Below are 26534 nucleotides of genomic sequence, written 5' to 3'. Positions count from 1 at the left end.
TCAAGGCGCCCCGCCCACCGTCCCGTCCGTATTGTGCTGCGGTTGATGCGTGGCGCAAATCTGCTAGCCAAACAAATAAAGACCGCCCGATAGGATGATTGCACCGGTGGCAATCGTCAAAATCGTATTTTTGCCCCAGATGCCAACCACCAAAGTTGCAACTGCCGCCGTCAAACGTATGGGTTCCGGTCCCGTCCCGCTTTCATTGGAAAACACAACCACAGGCGTGACCAGTGCGGGTAAAATTGCAACGGCAGTATACCGCAAGTGCCGCAACAACCATGGCGGCAAGGGCCGGTTACCGACCAGCCCGATAAAGGAGAAACGCAGCAAGAAGCTGCCCACACCCAGCGCGACAATGATAAACCATAAGGCGCCTGACCCGCTCATGTCATGCCGCGCTTTTCAAACCAAAGTTCCGCCTGTGCGCCAGCCGCCATGCCAGCCGCCCCCGCAATAATAAGTCCCAACGAATATGGCACGGACACTGCGGCCAGACTGACCACAATCGCAGTGGCTGCTGCGATCAAATGGGGCACCGTGCGCATCATGGGGGCAGCCATGGACAAAAACGTGATAGGCAGCGCAAAATCCAGCGGGATATTGGCGGGCAAGGCTGTGCCCAAAGCGGCCCCTGCAAAGCTGCATGAAAACCACGCAATCATCACCAGCGTGCATGTTCCGAAGTAATAGGCGTAGCGTTGCGGCGTTGTCATGTCCGGTGCATCATCAAATGTCGCATGCGAAAGCGCATAGCTTTGATCCACCAGCAGATAGGACGCAATGGCGCGTTTCCAGATCGGCGCATGGCCAAGATAGGGCGTCAGCGCCGCCGAATACATTGCCACCCGCAGGTTCACCGCCAGCGCCGAAATCAACACAATAAGCGTGGGGGCGTTTTCTTGCATAAGCTGCAATGCGGTGAATTGCGCGGCCCCTGCAATGACAGCAACCGAAAACATCATCACCTCGAACAGGTTCAACCCGGCTTCTGTCCCAAGCACACCGAACAGCGCGGCGAACGGCGCTGCAACTGCAACAAACGGTGCGCCGTCGAAAAAGCCCTTCCAATAGGCGGATTTGGTGGTGGTGATGGCCATTGCGACGCCTTAGGTTATGGTAAAGGATTAGCTGGCTTCACAGGGGTATGCAATTGGCCAAACGCGACGACACTGACGGCTATTTGATTGCTCCGGATCCGGGCCGTGCCGGTTTGACGCGGGCAGTTTCGGGCACCGATCATCTGGGCAACATCACGCAGATTTCCGTGGTCGAAGAACGCCCTTTGACGATTTTTCTCAACGCTCAGGAAATTGTCACAGCGATGACAATTGGGGACTATCCCGAATACCTGGCGCTGGGCTTTTTGCGCAATCAGGGCATGTTATCGGACACTGATGTGGTCACTGCCGTAGACTTCGATGAAGAGCTTGAGGTTGTAGTGGTGCGCACGGAGGTACAAACCGACCACGAAGAAAAGCTGAAGAAAAAGACACGAACCTCAGGCTGTGCTGTTGGCACGGTCTTTGGCGATATGATGGAAGGGCTTGAGGGTTTGGTGTTGCCCGCGACCCAAGTCAGAACCTCTGATCTTTACGCGCTGGCAGCCAAGATTAACCGCACCCCAAGCCTTTATCTTGAGGCTGGCGCGATCCACGGCACGGTCCTGTGTCATGGCGACCAGCCTTTGGTTTATATGGAAGACGTGGGTCGTCACAATGCTGTCGACAAGATCGCAGGCTGGATGATGCAGACCGGAACCACTGCCGCCGACAAGGTGCTTTACACCACGGGGCGCATGACGTCCGAGATGGTGATCAAAACAGCGATGATGGGCATCCCTGTGCTGGCGTCCCGATCAGGTTTCACAGCGTGGGGCGTCGAAATCGCGCAACAAGTGGGGCTGACACTGATCGGACGTATGCGGGGGCAAAGGTTCATGTGTTTGTCTGGGCAGGAACGGCTTGTCTGGGACGCGGACCCGCAAGCCATCAAGGAAGAGCCGCGCAAAGCGGGGCGGAAAGGCAGTCGATGACCGCGCAGGTTTTGACGTTTGAATACGAGTTATCAGCCCGAGAGATAAAGCGGGGCGGTACAATCTTGTATTGGGCGCTGTTTCCGGGGTGGACAAAATTGCAAGCGATTGTTTCGCAATCAGCGTGGGGTCTGGGCGCCCTTGTCCTTGGGATGTTGTTTCAATTTAAGGTAATTGGCACGGACAACATGGGCACATGGTGGGGCTTGGCGCTATATTTGACTGTGACGCTTGGGATATTTTGGATCGTTATTAAAGGCTTGGCAAAACCGCGGGATGCGTCGTTGGCTCGATTGATCAACAAACCTCATAAGGTCACCTGCACGCCGGTTGGCATGGACTACACCTATGGAGATGTGCAGATGAAAACGCCTTGGACCGAGGTGACCGGCGTGTCGTTCAAAAAAGGTATTCTTGCGTTTTCAATGGGCGGGACTGGGGTGTTGGTTCCGGCGCATGCTTTGGGCGAGAACGCAAAAGATACAGCGCAGCATATCAAAAACATGTGGAGAAGCGGACAATGACGCGGCCCGTTGGCATTATCCTCGCTGGGGGGCAGGCCACGCGCATGGGTGGTGGCGACAAAGGTATGTTGGCGCTTGGTGAAAAGACACTCTTGCAGCATGTCATCGACCGTCTCGGCCCCCAAGTGGATGGGCTGGCGCTTAATGCCAATGGCGCGCCATCGCGTTTTGCGCCTTTCGATTTGCCTGTGATCGCAGACAGTATCGACGGGTTCGCAGGCCCTTTGGCTGGCGTGCTGGCAGGCATGGATTACGCCGCGACCAAAGGGGCAGACACCGTTGTTACCGCCGCCGCTGACACGCCGTTTTTCCCAACGGACTTGGTGACGTGTTTGCAAGCTGCCGCACAGGGCATGGCGCATCCGCTTGCACTTGCCGCGACACCGCACCCGGATCGCAACAAACTGCGCCACCCGACGTTTGGATTATGGCCCGTCGCATTGCGCGACGACCTGCGCGCTGCCCTCAACGCAGGGACCCGCAAGGTGGTGCAATGGACGGATGGCCACAATGGCCGCCTTGCGATGTTCCCGTCTGAGGATGCATTTTTTAACGTAAACACCCCAGATGATCTGGCCAAAGCACAGGCGATGTTATGAAAATCTTTGGCGTTGTAGGCTGGAAGAACGCAGGTAAAACCGGCCTGATGGAACGGCTTGTGACCGAGATCACGGGGCGCGGGTTTTCGGTGTCTACGATTAAACACGCGCACCACACATTTGACGTGGATCACGAAGGCAAAGACAGCCACCGCCACCGCGTGGCCGGCGCGACAGAGGTCTTGCTGGCCTCGCGCAACCGCTTTGCCTTGATGCATGAATTGCGAGACGAAGAAGAGCCAACGCTTGCGACTTTGTTGGGCAAGCTTGCCCCCGTCGATCTGGTGTTGATCGAGGGCTACAAACGCGATGCGCATCCCAAAGTGGAAGCGCACCGTGCCGAAACGGGCAACGCCCTGATTGCGCCGGATGACCCCACGATCAAGGCCGTTGCGGCGGATGTTGAGCTGACGTTGGATCGTCCTGTGTTTGATTTGAACGATACGTCTTCTGTGGCGGATTTCATTTTGGAGCACGTCGGGCTGTGACCGGGTTTGACACCATCGTCATGGTCGATTGGTCCGCGTCCAAAGCGCCATCGCCGAAACGCCCCAGCGCGGACGCGATTTGGATGGCTGTTGTCAAGGATGGCGGAGCTGCGACCTGCACGTACCACCGCACGCGCGCAGATGTCATGATGCAGCTAGAGACGTTGCTGGCCGTAGAACTGGCCGCTGGACGGCGCGTGTTGGCGGGGTTCGATTTTCCTTTCGGCTATCCCGACGGGTTCGCGCAGACCGTGACGGGGCAGGCCGATCCGCTGGCGCTTTGGGCGGATTTCGCGCGGCGCGTGACGGACAGTGACGACAATGCCAACAACCGTTGGGATGTGGCAAAGCAATTGAACCGGTTGTTTCCCGGTGTGGGACCATTCTGGGGATGCCCTGCTGGGCAAGACGGGCCGGATCTGCCCGCAAAAGGTACTTTGCGTCACGGACATGGCATGACGGAACGCCGCGCTGTTGAACAACAGATCAAAGGGGCGCAGCCGTGTTGGAAACTGTTTACAACAGGGTCTGTGGGATCGCAGGCCTTGTTGGGATTGGCCCGTCTTCAGGGGCTGCGGGAGCGCTTTGGCGCGGATGTGTCGGTAAGCCCGTTCCAACCTGCGACAACACCGATTGTGTTGGCGGAAATTTATCCGTCGATGTTGGGCGTCGATGTGGCAAAGCTGCAAGGCCCCGATGAGATCAAGGACCGTGCGCAGGTCCGTGTGATGGCGCAAGCCTTTGCCGCGCTGGACGGGGCCGCGTTGGAGACGATGCTGGGTGAAGGTCATCCGCTAGAAGGCTGGATTCTCGGGCTTGGATTTGAAGACACGTTGCGCAAGGGACTTTATACGGCCCCTAAGCCACCCAAACTGACAAACGATTGTTTTGCGCTGCCTGCCGGAATTCAATGGACACCTGTCGACGACGCGTTGGCTTTGTTGGAGACGCGATTGACCCCTGTGACTGCGTTAGAGGACGTCTTGGGCACATCGTCCGTGGGGCGGGTTTTGGCGCAAGATGTGACTGCTTTGCGGTCCAACCCACCGCTGCCCAACACGGCCGTTGATGGGTACGGCTTCGCGGGTGGTCGTGGTGAAGGCCCACATGTGATGCCACTGGCAGAAGGTCGTGCCGCGGCCGGCCTGCGCCATATGGACGCCGTGCCCGGAGGTCATGCAATGCGGATTTTAACGGGTGCGGCATTGCCTGACGGTGTCGATACGGTTGTGCTGCAAGAAGACGTCACAGTGGGTGCGGGCCAAATTGCGTTCAACGGTCCCATAAAGTGCGGCGCAAACACGCGAAAGGCCGGTGAAGACATAGAGGTCGCGCAAGTGATACTGCCTGCGGGCCGCCGCGTGACGGCTGCAGATGTCGCGCTGATGGCGGCCACGGGCGTGGACCGTGTTGCGGCACGCCAGCCTTTGCGTGTGGCGGTTGTCTCAACTGGGGACGAACTGGTCGAGGCGGGCGCAACCGCACAGCCGGGGCAAATCTATGATGCAAACCGCCCCATGCTGCTTGGGCTGATCGCGCAAATGGGGCATGTGCCTGTTGATATGGGACGGGTCGCTGACAACCGCGATGCTTTGGCGGCCTGTCTGGATCGGGCCACTGCGCAAGCGGATGTCGTGCTGACCAGCGGCGGCGCGTCAGCGGGAGATGAAGACCACGTGTCGGCGCTGCTGACAGATGCAGGTGCCATGCAGATGTGGCGGATTGCCATAAAACCGGGGCGGCCACTGGCTTTGGGATTGTGGCAAGGCACCCCTGTTTTTGGTCTGCCGGGCAATCCGGTGGCGGCACTTGTGTGTGCGCTTGTTTTTGCAGGGCCCGCCTTTGGACTGTTGGCGGGGGCAGGGTGGCGCATACCCCAAGGTTTCGACGTGCCTGCGGCTTTTTCCAAAAGAAAAAAACCGGGACGGCGCGAATACCTACGCGCCCGTATGGTGGAGGAACGCGTCGAGATATTCAAATCCGAGGGATCGGGGCGCATCAGCGGATTAAGCTGGGCGGAAGGGTTGGTGGAATTGCCCGACGGGGCCGCGACCATCACACCGGGTGACACTGTGCGCTACATTCCCTTCAGCAGCTTCCTGTCATAGTCTTTTAGCGCCTTCATGATGCGCATCAGGCAAGCGTCCTGTGTTAGTTTTGCGGTATCAAGGTTCAACTGGGGCCGCGGGTGTGGATCAAACGGGTGTCGTTGCACATCAGGCCAAATGGGTGGGGTGTTGCGGGCGGCAATCCTGTCGCGGTGCATGGCAAAGTCGGAACATGTCAGCGTCACCCAAAACAGGCTTGAGTTGCTGCGCTTGGCACTGTGCGCCCACATGTCATGAAACCGTGCCGTTGGATTGATTGCGTCAATGATCACACTGCGCCGCAATTTCAAATTTGTTTCGGCAACGGCTTGTGCTGCACAGTAGGCGGCGTCTTGATCCACCTCTTGCGATTGCAGGTTCTGTGTAAGGGATGCGTTGATGGATGCCACATCAAGATAGATGGCGCGGGTTTGTTTTGCCAAAGCGACAGCCAAGGATGATTTGCCTGTTCCGGGCAAGCCGGAGAATGAAATCAGCTTTGACATAACGCTCCAGTTAGTGCGAATGCGACGCTGGACGAGGGAAAACTGCAACCGATCCGCGAACGTGTCGTTTTCTGCTGATGTTTTGCGCAAACCGGCGCTTGTTTTGGGGCCATGCAGTGGCTACGACAAAGCCATGACACAAAAGCCTGATACACCCGCCGAACCCACAATCGTCAACAGTTGGAACGAATGGGATCCATTGCGTCATGTCATCGTTGGTCGTGCCGATGATTGTCATATCCCGCCTGAAGAACCTGCCTTGGATGCAAAAGTGCCCGAAGACAGCGATATGCGCGGGCAATGGGGGCGTCGTCCGCAGGAAATGATCGATCGCGGCAATGAGTTGCTGGATAACTTTGCCGATATGCTGGTGAAACGCGGTGTGCGTGTGGATCGGCCCGATTCCATCGACCATTCCTTGCCCGCCACCACCCCCGACTTTCACACCGAAAGCCAGTTTGGATGCATGCCGCCGCGCGATGTGTTGTTGACGGTAGGGTCCGAAATGCTGGAGGCAACGATGTCTTATCGCTGCCGCTGGTTCGAATACTTGAACTATCGCCCGTTGATGCAGCGGTACTTTAATGAAGACCCCAACTTTCGCCACGAATCTGCACCAAAACCCCGTCTGACCGATGCGGATTATCACCCTGATTATCTAAGCGACAAAATCGGCGTCGAAAAACGGCTGCAATGGGCCGAAGAAAAGTTCTTTGTCACCACTGAAGAAGAGCCGTTGTTTGATGCGGCAGATGTTTTGCGTTTCGGGCGCGATTTGGTGGTGCAGCACGGGTTCACGACGAACCTGAAGGGCATCGAATGGTTGCGCCGTCACTTCCCGGATCACCGTGTGCATACGGTGAACTTCCCCGGCGATCCTTATCCGATCCACATTGACGCAACCTTTACACCGTTGCGGCCCGGACTGATCTTGAACAACCCGCAGCGTCGTTTGCCCGAAGAGCAACGCAAGATGTACAATGACAACGGATGGGACATCGTGGATGCCGCGCAGCCCGCACACAATGCACCGCCGCCGCTTTGCTATTCCTCGACGTGGTTGTCGATGAACGTGCTGGTTCTTGATCCAAAAACTGTGTGTGTCGAAAAATCAGAGGTTTACCAAGCCGAGCAGATGGACAAGCTGGGCATGAACGTCGTTGAGGTCGAGTTGCGCGATGCCTATGCCTTTGGCGGCGGATTGCATTGCTGCACGGCGGATGTGTACCGCGAAGGCGATTGTGAAGATTATTTTCCCAAGATGGCCTGAATAAAACCTGCCCTCCCCGTGTTGTTTGGATAGAGCCGCTGTTGCGGTGCTTAAAAATAGCAATCTGGGAGGGCACTATGCTCAATAAAATTATGCGCGCCGCAGTCATCGCGGCTGTTACATTGTCAGGCCACGCGGCAACCGCCGATGGACATACATCCACCAGTTGGACGTTGGATGCCTCTGCGTCAAAGCTGGCCTTTGGATCGGTCAAGAAAGACAGCGTTGGCGAAGTCCACAGCTTTGAAACCATTTCGGGAGGTGTCAGCGCACAAGGCGCTGTGGCCATCGAGATCGATCTGACGTCCGTTCAAACGAACATCGATATACGAAACGAACGCTTTGGTGAGTTCGTGTTCAAAGGCGCACCCAAAGCGATCCTGAACGCGGAAGTCGACATGGCCGAGATGTCCGCAATGGCCGTGGGCGCGTCGGATGTGATCGACGTTGCGGCGGTGTTGTCGTTCCTTGGGGCGGACATCGAAGTCGAGGCAGAAATGTTTGCGCTGCGTGTGTCTGATACCCAAGTTATGATCACCACCAACGACATGATCTTTGTTGGCACCGATGATCTGGGCATCACAGCCGGCGTCGACAAACTGATGGAATTGGCAAAACTGCCGGGCATCACGCGCACCACGCCTGTAACCCTACGCTTGATGTTCACCATGGACGACACAAAAGCTGAGGTCGCGCCCGCGGCCCCGGCCCCTACTCAGGTCGCTGCAGTTGCAGGGGACGTGGATGCTGGCAAAAAGGTCTTTAAAAAATGCAAAGCCTGCCACAAGCTGAAAGCGGGCAAAAATGGTACTGGCCCGACTTTGTACCAGATTGTGGGGGCGCAGGCTGCGGCGGTGGAAGGGTTCAAATATTCCAAAGCTATGGCAGCATCCGGTCTGGTTTGGGATATTGAGACGTTGTCGGCATTCTTGGCAAAGCCCAAGTCCTTGGTCAAAGGGACAAAAATGGCATTCAACGGACTGAAAAAGGAAGATGATATTACGAATGTCATTGCCTACATCGCTGACGTTTCAAAGTAATACGCCCTGATTGATTGCCTTTAGTGCGTGTTGGGCTAGCTTTTTCTATAGCTAAAGGAGGCCCTAACATGCGCCGAATTCTTCCCATCAGTTTTCTTGCCATGGCGGCCCCGATCGCCGCAATGTCCGCGACCTGCGGTGTTCCCTTGGAGGCCCGCTTCGTTGAAGGGGCACCTGTGGATCGTTTTGTGATCACCAACACAGGGGCGTCCGCTTTGGATGTGACCGAAATTTCGTTGGACCTGGCCCCGTCAAAAGGGCGATTAATTTTTGACACTGAGGGCGGCGGCGCGGGTGTTGAAGTGTTTCAACCGTTTCGCAGTGACGCAGGCACTTTGGCCGTGGCGGATGGGGCCGAGATGCTCAGCTTACCACTTGCAGGTCTGCCATCAGGTGCCAAAGTATCGTTTACCATCGACGTTGATGATCGTTTGACGGCTTCGGAACTGGGTCAAATCCGCGTGTCGGGGTCCGAAATGCAAGGGGCACAAATGGCGTTCACAGTCGCTGGCAAAGGGTACACCGCTACGTTCGACACACAAAATGTTGCACGGATCGCCCCCACATGCGGTGACAACGCCTAAAGCTAAAACGCGTTAATCAAAAGTACCGGCAACGCGCCCTAACAACATAAAGGCGCGGGCCGTTCGTGTGTCGGCCAGTGCCGAAATCTCGCTGTCTGTTGCGTCCTGGGCAAACTCCGCAAACTGCTTGTCGAAGCGACGCAGGAAATGGTGTGCAGCGTCGCGGAAAATCGGATCTTGCTTCATGCGGCCTGCGGTCAACGCCAGCGAAGACCGATCGCGGACACCGCCCAAGGCAGCAATCTCGCGGCCCCGTCCACCGGCAGCAAACTGGCGCCAGACTTCGGGGCGGGCTCGGTCGGGGCGCAAATCATCCATGTAAATGCCGTCCTGGCTGAGCAGGGTCAGCACATCTTGCGCGGCTTGCACCAGCTGTGACGCGGTGCGGTCTTTCAATGCCAAACGCAAAGCCGCAAAGCCGGCTTCGTCCTCGGCCGTTTCAGGGAAATTCATCGCGCGGACAAAATCACCGTTGGGCAGGGGCGGTGTGATATCTTCGGCTGTTGTGCCCAAGGCCAATGCAGGTTGATCGTCGGCAGCAATTTTGGGGGTAGGGGCAGGACGTTGTGCTTCCTCGGCTTCGCGGCGGGTCGAAAAGGTGGCCAACGCCGTTTCGGTTTTTCGGGCCGCTGCGGCAATTTCATCAAGCTTGCGCGAAACAGAGGGTTCCGCGCCAAGATCGCGGCCTTGGGATTGCGCAATATACGCTTGACGGATTGCGTCGATTGCGGCCTGCAAGCGCTGGCTTTCTTCGCGCATGACCCGGCTGGCGCGGGCTGCTGTGGCGGCCACCCAGATCATTGCAACGGGCATGAATATAGCCAGCATCGTCATCAAAAACCGCAAGCCACCCGTGTCCGACGTGGCGGCGTCCGATGGCAAAAACACAAAGAAAATCGCAGCGCCCAGCAACCACAAAGCGCTAAGCGCTATGGCAATCACTTCGATACCGGAAATGCCATCCTTTTGTGGACGGTCATAGATGCCAAGCGGCGTGGGTTTGGCTTGGGTTGACTTTGCGCTTGTTGGTTTATCGGCCATGACGTGGGTGTCCCGTCGACAGTTCAGGCATAAATGACGCTGAGCACTTCGTAAGATTTGACGCCGCCCGGTGTCCGCACATCGACGCTGTCACCTTCTTCTTTACCAATCAAAGCCCGCGCAATGGGGGATTTGATGTTCAGCAATCCGGCTTCAATGTTGGCTTCGTATTCACCAACAATCTGATAGGTTTTTTCTTCGTCGGTGTCTTCGTCTACCAATGTGACCTTGGCGCCGAATTTGATAGAGCCCGAAAGCTTGGACGGGTCAATCACATCTGCAAGTGAAATGGCGCCTTCCAATTCCTTGACGCGGCCTTCGATAAAAGACTGTTTTTCCTTGGCGGAATGGTATTCGGCGTTTTCAGACAAATCACCATGTTCGCGCGCTTCTGCGATGGCTTTGATGATGGTCGGACGCTCAACGGTTTTGAGCTGCTTCAGTTCAACTTCCAAAGCGGTATACCCTGCGCGGGTCATTGGGATCTTTTCCATGGCACCTGTCCAACTGTCAAAAGGCGACCACATGGGCCGCCGTTAAGTAATACGCTTGCAATTGAACCAAAGCGGATGGGAATTGCAAGCGCTGAGCATGGTTTAGGCGTGTTTCAGTCGTATTGCACGACTTCATATTCGATCCCGTCATCGTCATGGAAATAAAACCGCTGTCCAGGTTCATAATCGTGATGTTCACCAGGGGTGAACCCTGCAGCCTTTACCCTTTTGCGCATGTCGTGAATGTCGTCGACCACAACAGCGATGTGGTTCAGCCCGCCGACGGTATCATAGGAATTTTCCTGCCGTGGTTTTGCATCTTCACGGGTGTACAGCGCCAGATAGTGGGTGTCCGTGCCGACATGCATCGATTGCCCCGTTAAGGCGCTGTCACCTTGCCAGCGGATATGCCAGCCAAACAGATCCTGCATCCATGCGGCTGTCTTTTCGATGTTGGAAACGGTGTAATTTGCGTGTTCTAACATGGCGGTCATCGTTTTTCCTTTCATTGTATCTTGTCTTACTGTAATTTCTAAACCTAACTTTAGGTCAAGATATTTTTTTCGATAGGAACAGCACATGGCAAAAGATGGAATGACCATAGGTGATCTAGCGCAGCGCACAGGATTGGCCGTGTCTGCGATCCGCTATTATGAGGCGCAAGGATTGATCCAGCCTTGGCGGAACGCCGGGGGCCAGCGACGCTTTGAAAGGGCAGATTTGCGTCGGCTCAGCTTTGTGATGATAGCACAGCAATTTGGGTTTACGTTGCCGCAGATAAAGGTGGAACTTGATAGATTGCCGGGCGGGCGCACCCCGACGAAAGCCGATTGGGCCCGCATCAGCCGTGGCTTTCGTGCAGCTTTGGATACGCGCATTGATGCGATGACGCGTTTGCGTGATAATCTTGACGGGTGCATTGGGTGTGGATGTTTAAGTTTGCCGAACTGCGCACTGTATAATCCCGCGGACGCTGCTGCAGAAATGGGCGTAGGGCCGCGATATGTTATGGGAGACACCCCTGCGGGGTGATATGTTATGGGGGACACCCCTGCGAGGTGATGTGTGATGGGGGACACCCCCGCAGGGTCATGAATTCAACGCCTTGAGTGGAATCATTGCACCCGTTAACCTTTGCCGCATTAGATTAAGTATTTTTGCGTTAAAGGGAGGTCAATTATGGCCGTTTCAGATCATATTCAGTGGTTCAAAGATCAGTTTTTTGCCGAAATGGCACAGGCCACCCAAGACACAGTGTTCGATCCCGATATGCTGTGCGCCCTGGCGTTTCAGGAAACCGGAAGTATCTGGGGTGTATTGCGCAAGAAGGCGGGGCTAAGTCCCGAAGACGTCGTGCGATTGTGTTGCGGTGACACGCTGGATGCGCCCAACAGACGCGCGTTTCCCAAAACCCGCGCCCACCTTGATGCCGCCCCCAAGGGCGCACAAATGTTTCAAATCGCGCGCACAGCTTTGCTGGACATGGCCGCCCATATTGATGGCTACAAATTCGCCTTCAAACGACCCGACAAGTTCTGCCACGGCTTTGGTGTTTTCCAATACGACATCCAGTTTTTCAAAACAAATCCCGACTACTTTTTGAACCGCGAATACGAAGCTTTCTCGGGCACGTTGCACCACGCCATGGTGGAATTGAAATCCTGTTTGAAAAAGCGCGGCCTGCAAGATCGGGCATCGATCACAGACGCTGAATTTCTGACGATTGCCATCACCTACAATACCGGCCGCTATCGTGCCTCAAAAGGGTTGAAGCAAGGTCATCAGTCGGGCGGCAAGTTCTACGGCGAACATATGCGTGACTACCTCGCAATCGCGCGGCGCCTGCCCAATCCGGATCTAAATCAGGCAAAGCCTTTGCCCGCCGGAACGGCCGTTGTCGACAAACCCATGGCGTTGCGGGCGTTCGGTCGGTGGATGCACGTCGAAACGATGACAACGTCGTTGCGTTTGCGCATGAACCCAAAGATCAGCCAGCCTTTGACCAAAAACGTCGTCGCCGAATTGCCCTGCGGTTGGCCCGTGCGCAGTTTCGGGGAAAGTGCCGTAGACGGGTTTGAACATATCGAGGTCGAGATGGGAGGGACCGTGTTTCATGGCTATGCCGCATCGCAGTACCTGAAGGACGGTAAAACGCCTGTGGTTGTCCCCAAAGTTGCGGGTGGCGCAATGTCACCCGTGGAAATGCCGCGCAAGGCGGGCACCGTGACCACGCGGATGCAGAACGCAAATGCACATTCCCTGAACGAGGCCAAAATGCCCGGGCGCACTGGAAGCACACCGGATACGCTGCGTGATGATCTTGCGGGCATCGTGAACTATCTGAATCCGGCTCAGGACACGCATGTCCGATATCAACCCCGTGCCGGCCTGACGTTTTGCAATATTTATGCCCATGATTTTTGCGCATTGGCAGGTGCCTATCTGCCGCGGGTCTGGTGGACGGCAGATGCATTGGCTGCGATGCAGGCGGGGCATTCGGTGGCGCCCCGATACGGAAATACAATCCGCGAAATGCGGGCCAATGATCTGTTTCGCTGGCTTGTGTCTTATGGGCAGGATTTCGGATGGCGACGCGTTTCTACACCCACAGATGTACAACACAGCGCCAATCTGGGTGCTGTTGCATTGATTATTGCGCGGCGGAAAGACGACGGGCGTTCTGGCCATGTGTCGATGGTTGTGCCTGAGGGCGCAGGCGGGCTGGCGCGGCGATTGTCTGACGGATCGGTGTCCGCGCCGCTGCAAAGCCAGGCGGGTAGTACGAATTTCAACTACAGCGCAGGCCGCACCGATTGGTGGAAAGCGACCAAATTTGCCGACAGCGCCTTATGGGTGCACGCCTAGCCCAAAATTCGGGTTAAAATGACGCGTTTCGCCCAATAATGCTGACATATTCTGCTTAAGGTTCTGATTTACGCTATGTCCCGATTGCAATGGCTTTGCACGTGGTTTAGCCAAGCGCGAACGAAAGTTGCGTGCGCAGTTTGATGCGTGGCAGATTTAGAAAAGGGAGCCTCTGACGATGGCCGATATTGAACGCGAAGCGATGGAATATGACGTTGTGATCGTGGGGGCTGGCCCTGCGGGTCTGTCTGCGGCCATTCGACTGAAACAGCTGGACCCCGACTGCAATGTGGTTGTGTTGGAAAAAGGCTCTGAAGTGGGCGCACATATCCTGTCCGGTGCAGTTCTGGACCCCTGCGGCTTGGACGCATTGATCCCTGACTGGAAAGAAAAAGGTGCACCGCTGAACACGCCGGTGAAGGAAGACAACTTCTACATGCTGGGCGAAGCGGGCAAGCTGCGCATCCCCAACTTCCCGATGCCGCCTTTGATGAACAACCACCACAATTACATCGTATCTATGGGCAACGTGTGCCGCTGGATGGCCGAACAAGCCGAAGAAATGGGTGTCGAGATTTTCCCCGGCATGTCTTGTTCCGAACTGGTCTACGGCGACAAAGGCGAAGTCAAAGGCGTGGTCGCTGGCGTGTTTGGGCTGGAAGCGGACGGTAGCATTGGCGAAAACACAGAGCCGGGCATGGAACTGCACGGCAAATATGTGTTCCTGTCTGAAGGTGTGCGCGGCTCGCTTTCGAAAGAGGTGATCGCCAAGTACAACCTTTCTGAGGGCAAAGAACCGCAAAAATTTGGCCTTGGCATGAAAGAAATCTGGGAAATCGACCCTGCCAAGCACAAAGAAGGCACCGTGACCCACACGATGGGCTGGCCTTTGGGCAGCAACGCAGGCGGCGGATCTTTCGTTTATCACCTTGAAAACAATCAGGTCTACGTGGGCTTCGTTGTTCACCTGAACTACAAAAACCCACACCTGTTCCCATATATGGAATTCCAGCGCTTCAAGCATCACCCGATGATGAAAGACCTTTTGGAAGGCGGCAAACGCGTGGCTTACGGCGCGCGCGCCATTTCCGAGGGCGGCTACCAGTCGATGCCCAAAATGGTCGCACCCGGCGTGGCCCTGTTGGGCTGTTCCGTGGGCATGGTCAACGTGCCGCGCATCAAGGGCAACCACAACGCGATGCTGTCAGGCAAAGCGGCCGCAGAAGCTGCAATGGATGCGATCAAAGCTGATCGTTCCGGGGACGAATTGAACGCCTACGAGGACGAAGTGCGCACAGGCGCCATCGGCCAAGACCTCAAAAAAGTGCGCAACGTCAAACCCTTGTGGTCCAAATATGGCCTCACAGCGTCTTTGGCTGTGGGTGGCTTCGACATGTGGTGCAACACGTTGGGCTTCTCACTGCTTGGTACGCTGGGCCACGGCAAGAACGATGCGGACAGCACAGAAGAAGCGTCCAAGCACAAGGCCATCGACTATCCAAAACCTGACGGCAAGCTGTCCTTTGACCGGCTGACCAACGTGGCGTTTTCCTTCACCAACCACGAAGAAAGCCAACCCGCACACCTGCACCTTAAAGACGACGCAGTGCCAGTGGGCGTAAACCTTGCCAAATACGCAGGGCCGTCAGCGCGCTACTGCCCGGCGGGTGTGTATGAATTTGTCGAAGAGGCAGGGAAAGACACGAAGTTCGTGATCAACTTCCAAAACTGCGTGCATTGCAAAACCTGCGACATCAAAGACCCCAGCCAAAACATCAACTGGACAACGCCCCAAGGCGGCGACGGGCCAAATTACCCGAACATGTAAACTGGCTTAAATTGGTTTGAGAAGGGCGGGGATTTCCCTGCCCTTTTTTGTTGTGACGTCCCGAAAACCTTGCGTTGCCGCGAAGGGCCTTCCAGTCTGGTCGTAACAACGGAGGGTGCCATGACAGTTTTGACAGCAGATGGAACCGCAATGGTCGCCGAAGTGCGCGTGGCTGTTGGGGATTTGGTGCCTAAAGGGGGCGTTCTTATTGCCACCGAACTGATGAAAATGCGCCATGAAATTCTGGCACCTGAAAACGTGCGGATCATGGCGGTTCACGTGGCCGTCGGAGATGAGCTGCATGGCGGCATGGCTTTGGTGTCGTTTGAGGCGGCACAGATACAAACCACTGTAGATGCGAAACCCGACGTCCCACGCCCTGAATTCATCGAATTTGAAAATAGAATGGGAATGTTGCACGATAGTGCGCGCCCCGACGCCGTTGCCAAGCGTCATGCAGGCGGCTACCGCACCGCCCGCGAAAACATCGAAGACCTTTTTGATGCCGAAACGTTTAACGAATACGGGGCCTTAGCTGTTGCGGCCCAGCGGACCCGCAAAACGGAAGAAGAACTCCAAGCCAAAGCTCAAGCGGATGGCATCATCTGTGGCACAGGGTTGATCAACGGGCGCCCCGTCGCTGCCATGGCCGTGGATTACATGGTGATGGCAGGCACCCAAGGCTATCAGCACCACCGCAAAATGGACCGTTTGATCGAAGTGGCCGGGCGCGACCGACTGCCCATCGTGCTGTTTGCCGAAGGGGGTGGCGGGCGGCCCAATGACGTGGATGTCGATCCGCTGATCGCAGCGGGGTTGAATGTGCCGTCCTTTCGTAACTTTGCGGCCCACAAAGGCCCCAAGATCGGAATTGTGGCGGGATATTGCTTTGCGGGGAACGCAGCCCTTTTCGGGGTATGTGACCTTCGCATCGCCACCAAAAATTCGTGGGTCGGCATGGGCGGACCTGCGATGATCGAAGGGGGCGGGCTAGGGCGGTTCGCCGCCAAAGATATCGGCCCTTCTGATTTGCAGATGGAAACAGGATTGATCGATCTGCGGGTCGAAGATGAAAGGTCAGCGGTTTTGGCCGCCAAACAGGTTTTGGGGATGTCTGATACTGTGTCGTGGCAAAATCCCGACGCGGATCTGCGCGATATTGTGCCAAGCGACCGGACCCGCGCCTATGACATGCGCCGCGCGATTGCAGGCATTGTGGACGACGATAGTTTTCTGGAGCTGCGTCAGAAATTTGGGGACGGTATCATCACCGGTTTTGCCCGTGTGAAAGGCCGCCCCTTAGGACTGTTGGCAAACAATCCCTTGCATCTTGGTGGCGCCATTGATGCACAGGCGGGCGATAAGGCTGCCCGTTTTTTGCAGCTTTGCGATTCCTGGGGGCTGCCGGTTCTAACGCTTTGTGACACTCCGGGGTTTATGGTCGGCCCCGAGGTCGAAGCAACAGGACAAGTGGCGCATGTGTCGCGTCTTTTTCTGGCGGGGGCGCATTTCAGCCAACCCTTGGTGACGGTGATTTTGCGCAAAGCCTATGGGTTAGGGGCCATGGCCATGGCCGGCGGCGGTTTTGACAGGCCTCAGTTTTGTTGTGCTTGGCCGACAGGTGAATTGGGTGCCATGGGCATCGAAGGGGCCGTTAAGCTTGGCGCACGTGACCATCTGGCAGCGATCGAAGACGACCAAGCACGCGAAGCAGAGCTGCAGCGTCTTATCGATGCACTGTATGCACGTGGCAAAGCGCTGAACGCCGCAAGTGTCTTGGAATTTGACGCGGTGATTGACCCTGCAGATACCCGCCACGCCGTGGACCGCGCCTTTGCGACGGCGGGGGCTGCTGTGCCGGGACACCGTTATGTTGATGCGTGGTGAACTGCCGCACAGCGATCACACCCCCGTGCGCCCCATTGCGCATCTTCGGGAACGTGTTAGCCTGAGGGAAAACCAGCAAGAGGTGCCCTGAGCGTGTTACGTTTTCTTCTGTCGTCTGCCCTTGTGGGCGTTTTGTCTTTCTCTGGCTTGGATGTTGCTCAGGCACAGTCTGCAGCGGGGGCCTATCTGGCGGGGCGTGAGGCCGCTGTAAACAGCGATTTCAAACAGGCGGCTGCGTATTATAGCAAGGCGCTGGCACGAGATGCTCAGAATGCAGAATTCATGGACGGGGCGGTTGTGTCGCTTTTGTCGCTGGGTCAGTTGGACAGGGCATTGCCGATTGCAAAGCTGATGGAAGATGCAGAGATCCGTGCGCAGGCGGCGCATATGGTGGTGATTGCCGATCTGGTCAAACGCGAAGATTTTGCCACTTTGGCAGCCCGTGATGCAGAAACACTTGGAATTGGCCCCCTTGTTGACGGGTTGTTGGCCGCTTGGACCAAGGTCGGTCTTGGGGATATGCAAGGGGCATTGGACAGTTTTGATGCATTGATGGACGAACCCAGCTTTGGCGGGTTTGCACGCTATCAAAAAGCGATGGCGTTGGCGTCGACTGGCGATTTCGCCGCCGCCGAAGCCGTTTACGCGTCGGACGATGCCGGGGCTTTGAATATTATGCGGCGTGGGATTATGGCGCGTGCCGAAATCCTGTCGCAACTGGATCGCAACGAAGATGCACTGCAAAAACTGCGTCTGGCCTTTGGGGCGGCCTCTGATCCGGAACTGGCGCGTTTGATCGAAGGTCTTGAAGCGGGCAAGACGATGCCGTTCACCCATGTGACGTCGGCCCGCGATGGCCATGCCGAAGTGTTCCACACCTTGGCAGACGTGTTGCGCGGTGAAGCCGGGGCAAATTACACGCTGCTTTATGCGCGTCTGGCACAGTATATTCGCCCCGATCATATCGATAGTGCTTTGTTGAATGCTTCGCTTTTGGAGGAATTGGGACAGTTTGATCTGGCAATCGCAGCGTACGAATCTGTCCCTGACGGGCATGCGGCCACCCACGCGGCCCAGTTGGGACGCGCCGCTGCCCTGCGCCGCAGTGGCAAGCCCGATGCCGCAATCGAGGCACTGCAACAAATGTCGCGGCGCTTTCCTGATATGGCGCCTGTGTTTTCGACTTTGGGCGATGTCTACCGGCAACAAGAACGTTATAGCGATGCCGTGGGTGCCTATGACCGGACACTAGAACTGATGGAACCCGACGCGCGGGGGCGCTGGTTTTCGCACTACGCCCGTGCCATCGCCCATGAGCGTTTGGACAATTGGGACTTGGCAGAAGCGGATTTCCGGCAAGCTTTGGCATTGAACCCAGATCAGCCACAGGTGTTGAATTACCTAGGCTACTCGATGGTCGAAAAACAGATCAATCTGGATGAAGCCCTTGGAATGATTGAAAAAGCCGTCGCAAAAGAACCAGACAGCGGCTATATTGTCGACAGTCTAGGATGGGTTTTGTACCGGCTTGGTCGTTACGGCGAAGCGGTGGCACATATGGAACGCGCCGTGGAATTGATGCCTGTTGACCCGGTTGTGAATGACCACTTGGGCGATGTGTATTGGGCTGTTGGCCGCACCCGCGAAGCTGAATTCCAATGGAGCCGGGCTTTGTCTTTCGCTGAATACGGCACGGCCAGTGAAGACGTGAAACCTGACCGCATTCGGCGCAAGCTTGAGGTTGGTTTGGATGTGGTGCTGGAAGAAGAAGGCGCCGATCCCTTGAAGGTCGCCGATGACAACTGAGTGCTTTGCACCCGCTAAAATCAACCTGACACTACATGTCACAGGGCAGCGGGCAGATGGGTATCATCTGCTCGATTCTTTGGTTGTGTTTGCCGATGTGGGTGATGCGATAACCTTCACCCCAGCACCTGAAATGTCCCTGAAGGTGGATGGCCCTTTTTCAAAGGGCGTGCCGTGCGACGGGCGCAACCTGCTTTGGAAAGCCGCGGAATTGGCAGGTGTGACGGGTCATTTGACCTTACAAAAGAACCTTCCGCATGGGGCAGGAATTGGCGGTGGTTCGTCCGACGCGGGGGCTTTGCTGCGTGCGTTGGACTGCGACAATGCAGGGTTGGAGCTGGGCGCTGATGTGCCGGTGTGCTCATATGGCAGGGCGGCGCGGATGCAGGGCATCGGTGACGTGGTGAACCCTGTCGCCAATATGCCACGGCTTTTTGCGGTATTGGTGAATTCGGGGGCCTATGTGCCGACCCCGCAGGTTTTTCAGGCTTTGGCGCAAAAAGACAATTTAGGTCAGGAAGACATGCCACAACATGGCGTGGATTTTACACAGTGGTTGCACCGTCAGCGCAACGATCTTCAAGCCGCTGCTATCACAATAGCCCCTGACATTGGCACAGTTCTTGCGGCGCTAGCGGCCTGCGATGGCCAAAATCTGGTGCGGATGTCGGGGTCCGGGGCCACGTGCTTTGCTTTGTTTGATACAGCGTCCGCAGCCCAAGCTGCAGCCCACAAACTTGCAACGGCATATCCCGATTGGTGGGTAAAGCCTTGCGTGCTTAGTTGACGCGATCCACCACGTAATCCGCCAGATCAATCAGCATTTGCTTTACAGGGTGGTCCGGCAATCCGTCCAAAGCCGCCTTGCCTTTTTCAGCCCAAGCCAAAGCGTCGTCGCGCGTTGCAGCCAGCGTGCCATGCGTGTTCAACAGGGTCAGGGCGTGATCCAGATCACCGTCCTCTTGCACACCTTTTTCGATCGTGCGTTGCCAGAAGGCGCGTTCTTCTGCGTCGGCCAAGGCAATTGCCTTGATAACGGGTAACGTCAATTTGCGTTCGCGAAAGTCGTCGCCGACGTTTTTGCCTGTGGCAGCCGCTTGGCCTTGGTAATCCAGCAAATCATCCACGATCTGGAAGGATACCCCAAGAGCATCTCCGTAGTCATACAAAGCCTGCACCGTCGCGTCGTCGGCCCCGGCAATCACACCCCCAACTTCGGTGGCCGCAGAAAACAAAGCTGCTGTCTTGCCGCGCACAACCTGCAGGTAAATCGCTTCGGTTGTGGCCAGATCCTGCGCGGCGGTCAGTTGCAAGACTTCGCCTTCCGCAATGGTGGCGGATGCGTTGGCCAAAATGTCCAACACACGCAATGATCCGGTTTCGACCATCAACTGGAAGGACCGTGAAAACAGATAATCCCCAACCAAAACAGATGATTTGTTGTCCCAAAGCAGGTTGGCAGTCGGGCGTCCACGGCGTTGGCCGCTTTCATCTACAACATCATCATGCAGCAAAGTTGCGGTGTGAATGAACTCAACCGTCGCAGCCAAGTGCACGTGGAACGGACCGTCGTAGCCACACATATGGGCCGCGGCCAGTGTCATCATGGGGCGCAAACGCTTGCCGCCCGCTTCCACCAGATGGGCGGTGACTTCTGGAATGCGTGGGGCGTGTTCGGATGCCATGCGGTCGCGGATCAAAGCGTTCACAGCGACCATGTCATCGGCTAAAAATGCGGCCAACTGGTCGTGTGGTTTCTGGATTTCCAAGGCACTGTCCATGATGTTTCCCCAAGGTCTCTCGACTGTTGCGTGCCTTAGGCGTAAACCCTTGGCGTATGAAGGAACTTTTGCGCACAACCGACCCGACGATCATTGCATTCGCGACAGCCCTCCTGTCAGGCGAGGATATAGATTGTTTTCAAATGGACGTAAATATGAGCGTGCTCGAAGGTGGCATTGGAATCTTCCCCCGTAGACTGATGGTACGGGACGGGGATCATGATGCTGCGGTGCGGGTGATGCGTGATAATGAAATTGACCTTGGAAAATGACCTAACATATGACGCGTTTCTGGGTGGAAAACTGCATCTGTGGCAGCCACGGCGGGGATATCGGGCGGGTGTAGACCCTGTTTTGCTGGCGGCCAGCGTCGAGGCAAAGACAGGGCAAACAGCTTTGGATCTTGGCTGCGGGGTTGGGGCTGCGGCACTTTGCCTTAAGGCGCGTTTGCCGGATGTGGACGTGTTTGGGGTAGAACGTCAGGCATTTTACGCAGATTTGGCGCAACGCAACGGTTTGAACGTCTTGCAAGCAGACCTTGCCGCGCTGCCTGCTGATGTGCGGCAGCGACAGTTTGATCATGTTCTGGCCAATCCCCCCTACTTTGATCGCTCTGCCAGTGTTGCGGCCAGCGATGTGGGGCGCGAAACAGCAATGGGTGAAGCGACACCTTTGCAAAAGTGGGTTGAGGTTGCGGCTAAGCGATTGAAGCCAAAAGGGTATGTGCATTTCATTCATCGTGCGGAGCGGTTGCCGGACCTTTTGGCAGCGTTGCCATCATCCATGGGGTCCACGCAGGTTTTGCCGATTGCGCCGCGCACCGGACGCCGCGCTGAATTGGTGATTTTGCGCGCACGAAAGGAAGGCCGCGCTGCATTTGAACTATTTTATCCGCGCATTTTGCACTGCGGCGAAAAGCACGAAAAAGATGGTGAAAGCTATACCGCTGAAATCAAAGCAGTTTTGCGTGACGGGGCGGCGCTCAAGTTTTAATCATTCATTAAGAGGTTCTCTGCCTACAATGCGGGTGCGGCGTGACAGATCATGTAATCCATGATTCAATCGTCCTCGCAACTTGATCAATCAGGAGGACTAAATGAGCTTGAATGCACATCTTGAGACACTGAAAAAGAAGCACACTTCCCTCAGCGAAGCTGTCGAACAGGCGCAACGTGCGCCGGGCGCCGATGCGATGGAAGTGGCCGCGATGAAGAAGCAAAAGCTCCGACTTAAAGAACAAATCACGCGACTGTCTGATTAGACAGGCTAGGATTTTCGGTCAGTTACCGGAATAATTTCCAATGATGCTGTGATGTTGGCGGTTTTATCGATTTCTGCCAACATCCATTCCCGCAAGGCTTTAACTTGGGGGCGGTTTTCAGTTCCTTGTGGGCACAAAAACCGGAAACGTGCGCCCGTTCCAAGCGCCGTTGTGAATGGCAGGACAAAACGGCCATCAGCGATGTCCTTGACCACCAACGCCCTTCGACCCAACACGACGCCAACACCAGCCAATGCAGCGTCCACGGCATGGTCGGCTTGTGAAAACTGCGGCCCGTGTAGATCATTGAATGAAACGCCCATCGCATTGAACCACGCGGGCCAATCGCATTTCGGGTTCAAAAAATCGATGCTGTGATCCACGATCAGCGGTGCATCAACCAGGCTTTCGGGGGTTGGGTACTTTTCCGCCAGATCTGGCGTCATGACCGGAGCCACCCATTCTTCTGCCAAAGGCAAGGAAAACAGGCTTTCGTCCGGGCCATATCCGAACCGGATTGCCACATCAATTGCATCTCGCCCAAAATCCATCATGCGCAACGACGCCGAAAAGCGAAGCTCTATTTCGGGGTGGGCTTGGGCAAATTCATACAGACGCGGGGCCAACCATTTTGCCGTGAAGGCTGGCCCGGCTGTCACGGTGAGTGTCTGGGTGTCTTGTAGATGTACAGCGGCCCGCCAGGCTGCGGCCAGTGTTTGGAACCCGTCTTTCGCACCGGGCGCCAAGGCGGTCCCGGCCTCTGTCAACTCGACTGCCCGGTTCAGGCGACGAAACAACGGAGCACCAAGGTGGTCTTCAATAGATTTGATCTGATAGCTTAGTGCGGCCGGGGTCACGTGCAACTCATCTGCAGCTTTTGCAAAGGACATATGGCGTGCGGCGGCATCAAAAGCACGCAAGGCGGTCAGCGGAGGCAGGCGATCAGGCATACTCAGTTCAGTATACTTTAACTGAAGCGTTGAAAAGTCTCGTTTGTCGCAACCACGAAAGTTGCCCATATTAGGAGCAAGTCAAAAATGCGAAAGCGAAGGAAAACCCAATGTTTGAAGTAGCAACAAGCCCCGCTATGCGCCGTGCCATCAAAATCGCCCATGAGGAACGCGCCGAAACGGTTGCCCAAGCTTGGGGCTGGCTGTTTGGTAAAAAATCTTCCCGCTGATCACCGAGCCAATCTGGTTACGATGATCTTACGGGACGACAAAGGGCCGGCTCATTTAAGGTGAACCGGCCCTTTTTCTATTTTTAAAAAACTTTTAGACGAAGAATTGTGCACCATTTGCAGAGATCGTCGATCCGTTGATGAACCCGGAATCGTCTGATGCAAGGAACACAACGCAGCGCGCGATTTCTTCTGGTTCGCCCAAACGCCCGGCCGGGATTTGCGCAATGATGCTGTCGCGCACTTTTTCAGGAACGGCCATGACCATGTCAGTACCGATATAGCCGGGGCAGATGGCGTTGGCAGTGATGCCTGCGCGCGCACCTTCTTGGGCCAGGGATTTCACAATGCCCAAATCGCCCGCTTTCGTGGCGGCATAGTTGACCTGCGCGAATTGCCCCTTCTGGCCGTTGATCGAAGAGATTACGATAACGCGACCAAACTTGCGTTCGCGCATGCCGTTCCAGACGGGATGCACTGTGTTGAACACACCTGTCAGGTTCGTATCGACAACTTGATGCCACTGTTCAGGTGTCATTTTGTGGAACGGAGCGTCGCGGGTGATACCAGCGTTGGCCACAACGACGTCAACAGGCCCAAGGTCGGCTTCGACTTGCGCTATTCCGGCGGTAGATTCGTCGTAGTCAGCAACGTTCCATTTGTAGGTTTTGATGCCGGTTTCTTCTGTGAATTTGGCCGCGGCTTCATCGTTGCCTGCGTAGGTGGCAGCAACGGCGTAACCTGCGTCTTTCAACGCTTGAGAGATAGCGGCTCCGATTCCTCGGGAACCACCAGTGACGAGAGCAACGCGTGACATTTTGGGACACTCCTGATTTTTGTCTTCGAAAGGTTATTACAAATTTTATTTTCGCGGCGCAACAATATTACGCTGCGGATGCGAAATAGTTGAGGTCAGATTTTACAAACTAAGAAGGCGGCACCAACTGGCACCGCCTTTGTTCAGGTTAAGCTGCCTTATGGGCGCTCAAGACACATCGCGACGCCCATGCCGCCACCGATGCACAGTGTTGCCAGACCTTTTTTCGCGCCGCGTCGCTTCATTTCAAACAGCAATGTGTTCAATACGCGTGCACCGGATGCCCCAATCGGGTGACCGATCGCGATGGCGCCGCCATTTACGTTCACGATTGCCGGATCCCAGCCCATGTCCTTGTTCACGGCGCATGCCTGTGCAGCAAACGCTTCGTTTGCTTCAACCAAGTCGAGGTCTTCAGCTTTCCAACCGGCTTTTTCCAAGGCTTTGCGGCTGGCATAGATCGGACCAACCCCCATGATGGACGGGTCAAGGCCTGCGGTTGCGTAAGATGCGATACGCGCCAGTGGCTCAATGCCGCGTTTTTCGGCCTCATCGGCGCTCATCAACAGTGCGCCAGCGGCACCGTCGTTCAGGCCGGATGCGTTTGCAGCGGTGACTGAACCGTCTTTTGCAAAAGCCGGGCGCAGCTTTTGCATGGCTTCTATTGTCGCGCCGTGACGAATGTATTCATCTTGATCGACGACGATGTCGCCTTTGCGAGTTTTTACAGTAAAGGCTGCAATCTCATCTGCGAATTTGCCGGCTTTTTGCGCGGCTTCCGCTTTGTTTTGCGACGCGACGGCGAACTCATCCTGCATGTCGCGGCTGATCTGCCACTGTTCTGCAACGTTTTCAGCAGTTTGACCCATGTGGTAACCGTTGAACGCATCCCAAAGACCGTCACGGATCATTGTGTCGATGTATTTCATGTCGCCCATTTTGTGACCGGCACGCAGATATGCGGCATGTGGGCTGAGGGTCATGTTTTCCTGACCGCCTGCGGCGACAATGTTGGCGTCGCCCAATTGAATGTGCTGTGCTGCCAAGGCAACGGCCCGCAGACCTGATCCGCAAACCTGATTGATTGACCAAGCAGCACTTTCTTGTGCCAGCCCTGCATTTATGTGCGCTTGACGCGCAGGGTTTTGTCCTTGCGCTGCGGTTAAGACCTGACCCAAAATCGTTTCCGATACCTCAGATTTGTCGATACCTGCGCGTGCCACGATCGCCTCGAGCATAGCGGACCCCAAATCGTGGGCAGGGGTGTTGGCAAAAGAGCCGCCGAAGCTGCCCACCGCAGTACGGGCTGCGGATGCGATGACGATGTTGGTCATGGTAGTTGTGTCCTCTTACGAAAATGCCAGAGGTCTAAGGTAGCCATCAGCTTTGCCCCTGTGCGTTCCACATATAGCGGATTCGCCGCACTGCGGCAACGCGACAGAACTGCGCATTCCATCGAAGCTACGCGAGCCACCCGGCTATGACCTTCACAAAGTGAGAATCTTTGAGGTGAGAGATGGGTTAAGCGCGCTTCACTTCGGGCTGCATCCAATCCGGGCGCGTGGTGGGCGCGGAAAACAGGAACCCTTGCAAACAATCGACACCCAAAGCCACCAAAGTGTCCATGTCCGCTTTGGTTTCGACGAATTCTGCCACCGTCAACATATCAAAGTGACGGGCGATATCGATCATTGCGCGGGTCAGCGCCTGATTGTCTGCATCATCAGCGATGCCCTGAATGAACTGACCGTCAATTTTGAGCACATCAAAGTAGAAGTCTTTGAAATAGCGTAAAGCGGTATGGCCCGCCCCAAAATCATCTAAAGCAAAGCTGATACCAAGCGCTTGCAGATCATCCATGAACCGAACGACGATGTCTGGCATGTCCATTGCGGAACTTTCAGTGATTTCCAAAATCAACCGTTCTGCAATGGTTTTGTCTTTTGCCATCCAGCGTTTGAAATTTTGCATCCATCGACCATAGCCAATGGAGCGTGCGGACATGTTGATTGATAACCTCAAGGCCGGGTTTTCATGTAACGCCCGTAGACCCATATTCAGCGACAAGGCATCGATGTGGCGCCCCAGTTCCGTGTCTTCGATCACGTCCATGAAATCTTTTGCAGGTATGATGCGCCCTGTTTCGTCCATCACCCGAATGAGCGCTTCGTAAAAGCCCACGCGTGTCGGGTCGCTGGCCATCATGACCGGTTGATAGGCCAACAGTGTTTGCTTGTGGGTTATCGCCGCCGCGACCATGTCTAACGTCGCGCGATCGCGGCTGTTGACCGCAAAATTCAGCGGATTGTCTTCGCCTGACAGTGGTGCATTACCCTGAAAACGGTTCACTCGTTTGCGTCCCCATTTGTTGTGTTGTCTGACCATGTGCTTTGAACGCATAATAAAGTCTTAATATTCACCCTGTGTACTTCCTCAAAGAA

The 26534-nt window shown here is 55.8% G+C and carries 28 protein-coding genes; 17 read left to right on the top strand and 11 right to left on the bottom strand.

Annotated elements, in window-relative coordinates; translation table 11 throughout:
- Positions 1-63: 63 nt before the first annotated feature.
- Positions 64-390, bottom strand: coding sequence for an AzlD domain-containing protein (locus tag ABJL60_RS13110; protein WP_348375879.1), 327 nt, complete (start codon positions 388-390; stop codon positions 64-66).
- Positions 387-1100: an AzlC family ABC transporter permease gene (locus ABJL60_RS13105; protein ID WP_348375878.1), complete on the bottom strand. Its 714-nt coding sequence runs from the start codon at positions 1098-1100 to the stop codon at positions 387-389. The genes ABJL60_RS13110 and ABJL60_RS13105 overlap by 4 nt, the downstream gene beginning before the upstream one ends.
- Positions 1101-1147: 47 nt before the next feature.
- Between ABJL60_RS13105 and fdhD the strand changes: the two genes are divergently transcribed.
- From fdhD to ABJL60_RS13080, 5 genes are read left to right on the top strand one after another with little or no spacing between them, the layout of a single operon-like run.
- Positions 1148-2035 carry a formate dehydrogenase accessory sulfurtransferase FdhD gene (fdhD, locus tag ABJL60_RS13100; RefSeq protein WP_348375877.1) on the top strand — a complete coding sequence of 296 codons (888 nt, stop codon included), beginning with the start codon at positions 1148-1150 and terminating at the stop codon, positions 2033-2035.
- Positions 2032-2559, top strand: a complete 528-nt coding sequence (locus ABJL60_RS13095; RefSeq protein WP_348289304.1) for a hypothetical protein — start codon at positions 2032-2034, stop codon at positions 2557-2559. Before fdhD ends, ABJL60_RS13095 begins: the two co-directional genes overlap by 4 nt.
- Entirely contained in the window at positions 2556-3158 is a 603-nt protein-coding gene (gene mobA / locus ABJL60_RS13090; protein ID WP_348375876.1) for a molybdenum cofactor guanylyltransferase MobA, read from the top strand. The genes ABJL60_RS13095 and mobA overlap by 4 nt, the downstream gene beginning before the upstream one ends.
- Positions 3155-3646, top strand: a complete 492-nt coding sequence (mobB, locus tag ABJL60_RS13085; protein ID WP_348289301.1) for a molybdopterin-guanine dinucleotide biosynthesis protein B — start codon at positions 3155-3157, stop codon at positions 3644-3646. The genes mobA and mobB overlap by 4 nt, the downstream gene beginning before the upstream one ends.
- Positions 3643-5754 (top strand): molybdenum cofactor synthesis domain-containing protein, encoded by a 2112-nt coding sequence (locus ABJL60_RS13080; RefSeq protein WP_348375875.1) that lies wholly within the window; start codon positions 3643-3645, stop codon positions 5752-5754. The genes mobB and ABJL60_RS13080 overlap by 4 nt, the downstream gene beginning before the upstream one ends.
- On the opposite strand, the gene ABJL60_RS13075 is transcribed toward ABJL60_RS13080, so the two are convergent.
- Entirely contained in the window at positions 5724-6239 is a 516-nt protein-coding gene (locus tag ABJL60_RS13075; RefSeq protein ID WP_348289298.1) for an AAA family ATPase, read from the bottom strand. The two genes, ABJL60_RS13080 and ABJL60_RS13075, sit on opposite strands and share 31 nt — an antisense overlap.
- A gap of 133 nt (positions 6240-6372) precedes the next feature.
- On the opposite strand from ABJL60_RS13075, the gene ABJL60_RS13070 reads away from it, so the two are divergent.
- The 3 genes from ABJL60_RS13070 (at position 6373) to ABJL60_RS13060 (ending at position 9133) form a co-directional block, all read left to right on the top strand.
- Entirely contained in the window at positions 6373-7509 is a 1137-nt protein-coding gene (locus tag ABJL60_RS13070; RefSeq protein WP_348289296.1) for a serine/threonine protein kinase, read from the top strand.
- Between the two features lie 77 nt (positions 7510-7586).
- The gene (locus tag ABJL60_RS13065) at positions 7587-8549 is read left to right on the top strand and encodes a cytochrome c family protein (RefSeq protein ID WP_348375874.1); all 963 of its coding nucleotides are present in this window, start codon (positions 7587-7589) and stop codon (positions 8547-8549) included.
- Positions 8550-8617: 68 nt separating this feature from the next.
- Positions 8618-9133 carry an aggregation factor core gene (locus tag ABJL60_RS13060; RefSeq protein ID WP_348375873.1) on the top strand — a complete coding sequence of 172 codons (516 nt, stop codon included), beginning with the start codon at positions 8618-8620 and terminating at the stop codon, positions 9131-9133.
- A gap of 12 nt (positions 9134-9145) precedes the next feature.
- On the opposite strand, the gene ABJL60_RS13055 is transcribed toward ABJL60_RS13060, so the two are convergent.
- The 3 genes from ABJL60_RS13055 to ABJL60_RS13045 all read right to left on the bottom strand — a co-directional run bounded on the left by ABJL60_RS13055 (position 9146) and on the right by ABJL60_RS13045 (position 11162).
- Complete coding sequence (locus ABJL60_RS13055) at positions 9146-10174, bottom strand: hypothetical protein (protein WP_348375872.1); 1029 nt, start codon at positions 10172-10174, stop codon at positions 9146-9148.
- 23 nt (positions 10175-10197) lie between these two features.
- The gene (gene greA, locus ABJL60_RS13050) at positions 10198-10668 is read right to left on the bottom strand and encodes a transcription elongation factor GreA (RefSeq protein ID WP_108829990.1); all 471 of its coding nucleotides are present in this window, start codon (positions 10666-10668) and stop codon (positions 10198-10200) included.
- Positions 10669-10781: 113 nt separating this feature from the next.
- Complete coding sequence (locus tag ABJL60_RS13045; protein ID WP_348289291.1) at positions 10782-11162, bottom strand: VOC family protein; 381 nt, start codon at positions 11160-11162, stop codon at positions 10782-10784.
- Positions 11163-11247: 85 nt separating this feature from the next.
- Between ABJL60_RS13045 and soxR the strand changes: the two genes are divergently transcribed.
- The 6 genes from soxR (at position 11248) to ABJL60_RS13015 (ending at position 19841) form a co-directional block, all read left to right on the top strand.
- Positions 11248-11700, top strand: a complete 453-nt coding sequence (gene soxR, locus ABJL60_RS13040; RefSeq protein WP_348375871.1) for a redox-sensitive transcriptional activator SoxR — start codon at positions 11248-11250, stop codon at positions 11698-11700.
- Between the two features lie 147 nt (positions 11701-11847).
- Positions 11848-13533 (top strand): hypothetical protein, encoded by a 1686-nt coding sequence (locus ABJL60_RS13035; protein ID WP_348375870.1) that lies wholly within the window; start codon positions 11848-11850, stop codon positions 13531-13533.
- A gap of 178 nt (positions 13534-13711) precedes the next feature.
- Positions 13712-15361: an electron transfer flavoprotein-ubiquinone oxidoreductase gene (locus ABJL60_RS13030; protein ID WP_348375869.1), complete on the top strand. Its 1650-nt coding sequence runs from the start codon at positions 13712-13714 to the stop codon at positions 15359-15361.
- 120 nt (positions 15362-15481) lie between these two features.
- The gene (locus ABJL60_RS13025) at positions 15482-17248 is read left to right on the top strand and encodes a carboxyl transferase domain-containing protein (protein WP_348375868.1); all 1767 of its coding nucleotides are present in this window, start codon (positions 15482-15484) and stop codon (positions 17246-17248) included.
- Positions 17249-17341: 93 nt separating this feature from the next.
- On the top strand, positions 17342-19054 hold the full coding sequence (locus ABJL60_RS13020) for a tetratricopeptide repeat protein (RefSeq protein WP_348375867.1): 1713 nt from the start codon (positions 17342-17344) through the stop codon (positions 19052-19054).
- A complete protein-coding gene (locus tag ABJL60_RS13015; RefSeq protein ID WP_348375866.1) occupies positions 19044-19841 on the top strand; it encodes a 4-(cytidine 5'-diphospho)-2-C-methyl-D-erythritol kinase in 798 nt (265 codons plus the stop codon). Before ABJL60_RS13020 ends, ABJL60_RS13015 begins: the two co-directional genes overlap by 11 nt.
- Here the strand turns inward: ABJL60_RS13015 and ABJL60_RS13010 are convergent.
- Entirely contained in the window at positions 19834-20835 is a 1002-nt protein-coding gene (locus ABJL60_RS13010) for a polyprenyl synthetase family protein (RefSeq protein ID WP_348375865.1), read from the bottom strand. The two genes, ABJL60_RS13015 and ABJL60_RS13010, sit on opposite strands and share 8 nt — an antisense overlap.
- 56 nt (positions 20836-20891) lie before the next feature.
- Between ABJL60_RS13010 and ABJL60_RS13005 the strand changes: the two genes are divergently transcribed.
- The 3 genes from ABJL60_RS13005 (at position 20892) to ABJL60_RS12995 (ending at position 22096) form a co-directional block, all read left to right on the top strand.
- The gene (locus ABJL60_RS13005; RefSeq protein WP_108827347.1) at positions 20892-21107 is read left to right on the top strand and encodes a DUF2007 domain-containing protein; all 216 of its coding nucleotides are present in this window, start codon (positions 20892-20894) and stop codon (positions 21105-21107) included.
- Complete coding sequence (locus ABJL60_RS13000) at positions 21085-21828, top strand: methyltransferase (protein WP_348288475.1); 744 nt, start codon at positions 21085-21087, stop codon at positions 21826-21828. The genes ABJL60_RS13005 and ABJL60_RS13000 overlap by 23 nt, the downstream gene beginning before the upstream one ends.
- A gap of 103 nt (positions 21829-21931) precedes the next feature.
- Entirely contained in the window at positions 21932-22096 is a 165-nt protein-coding gene (locus ABJL60_RS12995; RefSeq protein ID WP_108827349.1) for a YdcH family protein, read from the top strand.
- Positions 22097-22101: 5 nt separating this feature from the next.
- On the opposite strand, the gene ABJL60_RS12990 is transcribed toward ABJL60_RS12995, so the two are convergent.
- The 4 genes from ABJL60_RS12990 to ABJL60_RS12975 all read right to left on the bottom strand — a co-directional run bounded on the left by ABJL60_RS12990 (position 22102) and on the right by ABJL60_RS12975 (position 26442).
- Positions 22102-23046: a transcriptional regulator GcvA gene (locus tag ABJL60_RS12990; protein WP_348288473.1), complete on the bottom strand. Its 945-nt coding sequence runs from the start codon at positions 23044-23046 to the stop codon at positions 22102-22104.
- A 324-nt stretch (positions 23047-23370) separates the two neighbouring features.
- Positions 23371-24093, bottom strand: a complete 723-nt coding sequence (gene phbB, locus ABJL60_RS12985; RefSeq protein ID WP_108827351.1) for an acetoacetyl-CoA reductase — start codon at positions 24091-24093, stop codon at positions 23371-23373.
- A 158-nt stretch (positions 24094-24251) separates the two neighbouring features.
- Complete coding sequence (locus tag ABJL60_RS12980) at positions 24252-25427, bottom strand: acetyl-CoA C-acetyltransferase (protein ID WP_348288471.1); 1176 nt, start codon at positions 25425-25427, stop codon at positions 24252-24254.
- Between the two features lie 187 nt (positions 25428-25614).
- The gene (locus tag ABJL60_RS12975) at positions 25615-26442 is read right to left on the bottom strand and encodes an EAL domain-containing protein (protein ID WP_348288469.1); all 828 of its coding nucleotides are present in this window, start codon (positions 26440-26442) and stop codon (positions 25615-25617) included.
- Between the last annotated feature and the right edge of the window lie 92 nt (positions 26443-26534).

It is taken from the genome of Ascidiaceihabitans sp., from assembly GCF_039986515.1.
Taxonomy (GTDB): Bacteria; Pseudomonadota; Alphaproteobacteria; order Rhodobacterales; family Rhodobacteraceae; genus Ascidiaceihabitans.
This window is presented reverse-complemented; position numbering and strand designations above follow the sequence as displayed.

What these genes read in the sequence shown, in the direction of transcription:
- ABJL60_RS13110 (WP_348375879.1), bottom strand. Translation starts at nt 390, where the DNA reads ATGAGCGGGTCAGGCGCCTTATGGTTTATCATTGTCGCGCTGGGTGTG.
- ABJL60_RS13105 (WP_348375878.1), bottom strand. Translation starts at nt 1,100, where the DNA reads ATGGCCATCACCACCACCAAATCCGCCTATTGGAAGGGCTTTTTCGAC.
- fdhD (WP_348375877.1), top strand. Translation starts at nt 1,148, where the DNA reads ATGCAATTGGCCAAACGCGACGACACTGACGGCTATTTGATTGCTCCG.
- ABJL60_RS13095 (WP_348289304.1), top strand. Translation starts at nt 2,032, where the DNA reads ATGACCGCGCAGGTTTTGACGTTTGAATACGAGTTATCAGCCCGAGAG.
- mobA (WP_348375876.1), top strand. Translation starts at nt 2,556, where the DNA reads ATGACGCGGCCCGTTGGCATTATCCTCGCTGGGGGGCAGGCCACGCGC.
- mobB (WP_348289301.1), top strand. Translation starts at nt 3,155, where the DNA reads ATGAAAATCTTTGGCGTTGTAGGCTGGAAGAACGCAGGTAAAACCGGC.
- ABJL60_RS13075 (WP_348289298.1), bottom strand. Translation starts at nt 6,239, where the DNA reads ATGTCAAAGCTGATTTCATTCTCCGGCTTGCCCGGAACAGGCAAATCA.
- ABJL60_RS13070 (WP_348289296.1), top strand. Translation starts at nt 6,373, where the DNA reads ATGACACAAAAGCCTGATACACCCGCCGAACCCACAATCGTCAACAGT.
- ABJL60_RS13065 (WP_348375874.1), top strand. Translation starts at nt 7,587, where the DNA reads ATGCTCAATAAAATTATGCGCGCCGCAGTCATCGCGGCTGTTACATTG.
- ABJL60_RS13060 (WP_348375873.1), top strand. Translation starts at nt 8,618, where the DNA reads ATGCGCCGAATTCTTCCCATCAGTTTTCTTGCCATGGCGGCCCCGATC.
- ABJL60_RS13055 (WP_348375872.1), bottom strand. Translation starts at nt 10,174, where the DNA reads ATGGCCGATAAACCAACAAGCGCAAAGTCAACCCAAGCCAAACCCACG.
- greA (WP_108829990.1), bottom strand. Translation starts at nt 10,668, where the DNA reads ATGGAAAAGATCCCAATGACCCGCGCAGGGTATACCGCTTTGGAAGTT.
- ABJL60_RS13045 (WP_348289291.1), bottom strand. Translation starts at nt 11,162, where the DNA reads ATGACCGCCATGTTAGAACACGCAAATTACACCGTTTCCAACATCGAA.
- soxR (WP_348375871.1), top strand. Translation starts at nt 11,248, where the DNA reads ATGGCAAAAGATGGAATGACCATAGGTGATCTAGCGCAGCGCACAGGA.
- ABJL60_RS13035 (WP_348375870.1), top strand. Translation starts at nt 11,848, where the DNA reads ATGGCCGTTTCAGATCATATTCAGTGGTTCAAAGATCAGTTTTTTGCC.
- ABJL60_RS13030 (WP_348375869.1), top strand. Translation starts at nt 13,712, where the DNA reads ATGGCCGATATTGAACGCGAAGCGATGGAATATGACGTTGTGATCGTG.
- ABJL60_RS13025 (WP_348375868.1), top strand. Translation starts at nt 15,482, where the DNA reads ATGACAGTTTTGACAGCAGATGGAACCGCAATGGTCGCCGAAGTGCGC.
- ABJL60_RS13015 (WP_348375866.1), top strand. Translation starts at nt 19,044, where the DNA reads ATGACAACTGAGTGCTTTGCACCCGCTAAAATCAACCTGACACTACAT.
- ABJL60_RS13010 (WP_348375865.1), bottom strand. Translation starts at nt 20,835, where the DNA reads ATGGACAGTGCCTTGGAAATCCAGAAACCACACGACCAGTTGGCCGCA.
- ABJL60_RS13005 (WP_108827347.1), top strand. Translation starts at nt 20,892, where the DNA reads ATGAAGGAACTTTTGCGCACAACCGACCCGACGATCATTGCATTCGCG.
- ABJL60_RS13000 (WP_348288475.1), top strand. Translation starts at nt 21,085, where the DNA reads ATGAAATTGACCTTGGAAAATGACCTAACATATGACGCGTTTCTGGGT.
- ABJL60_RS12995 (WP_108827349.1), top strand. Translation starts at nt 21,932, where the DNA reads ATGAGCTTGAATGCACATCTTGAGACACTGAAAAAGAAGCACACTTCC.
- ABJL60_RS12990 (WP_348288473.1), bottom strand. Translation starts at nt 23,046, where the DNA reads ATGCCTGATCGCCTGCCTCCGCTGACCGCCTTGCGTGCTTTTGATGCC.
- phbB (WP_108827351.1), bottom strand. Translation starts at nt 24,093, where the DNA reads ATGTCACGCGTTGCTCTCGTCACTGGTGGTTCCCGAGGAATCGGAGCC.
- ABJL60_RS12980 (WP_348288471.1), bottom strand. Translation starts at nt 25,427, where the DNA reads ATGACCAACATCGTCATCGCATCCGCAGCCCGTACTGCGGTGGGCAGC.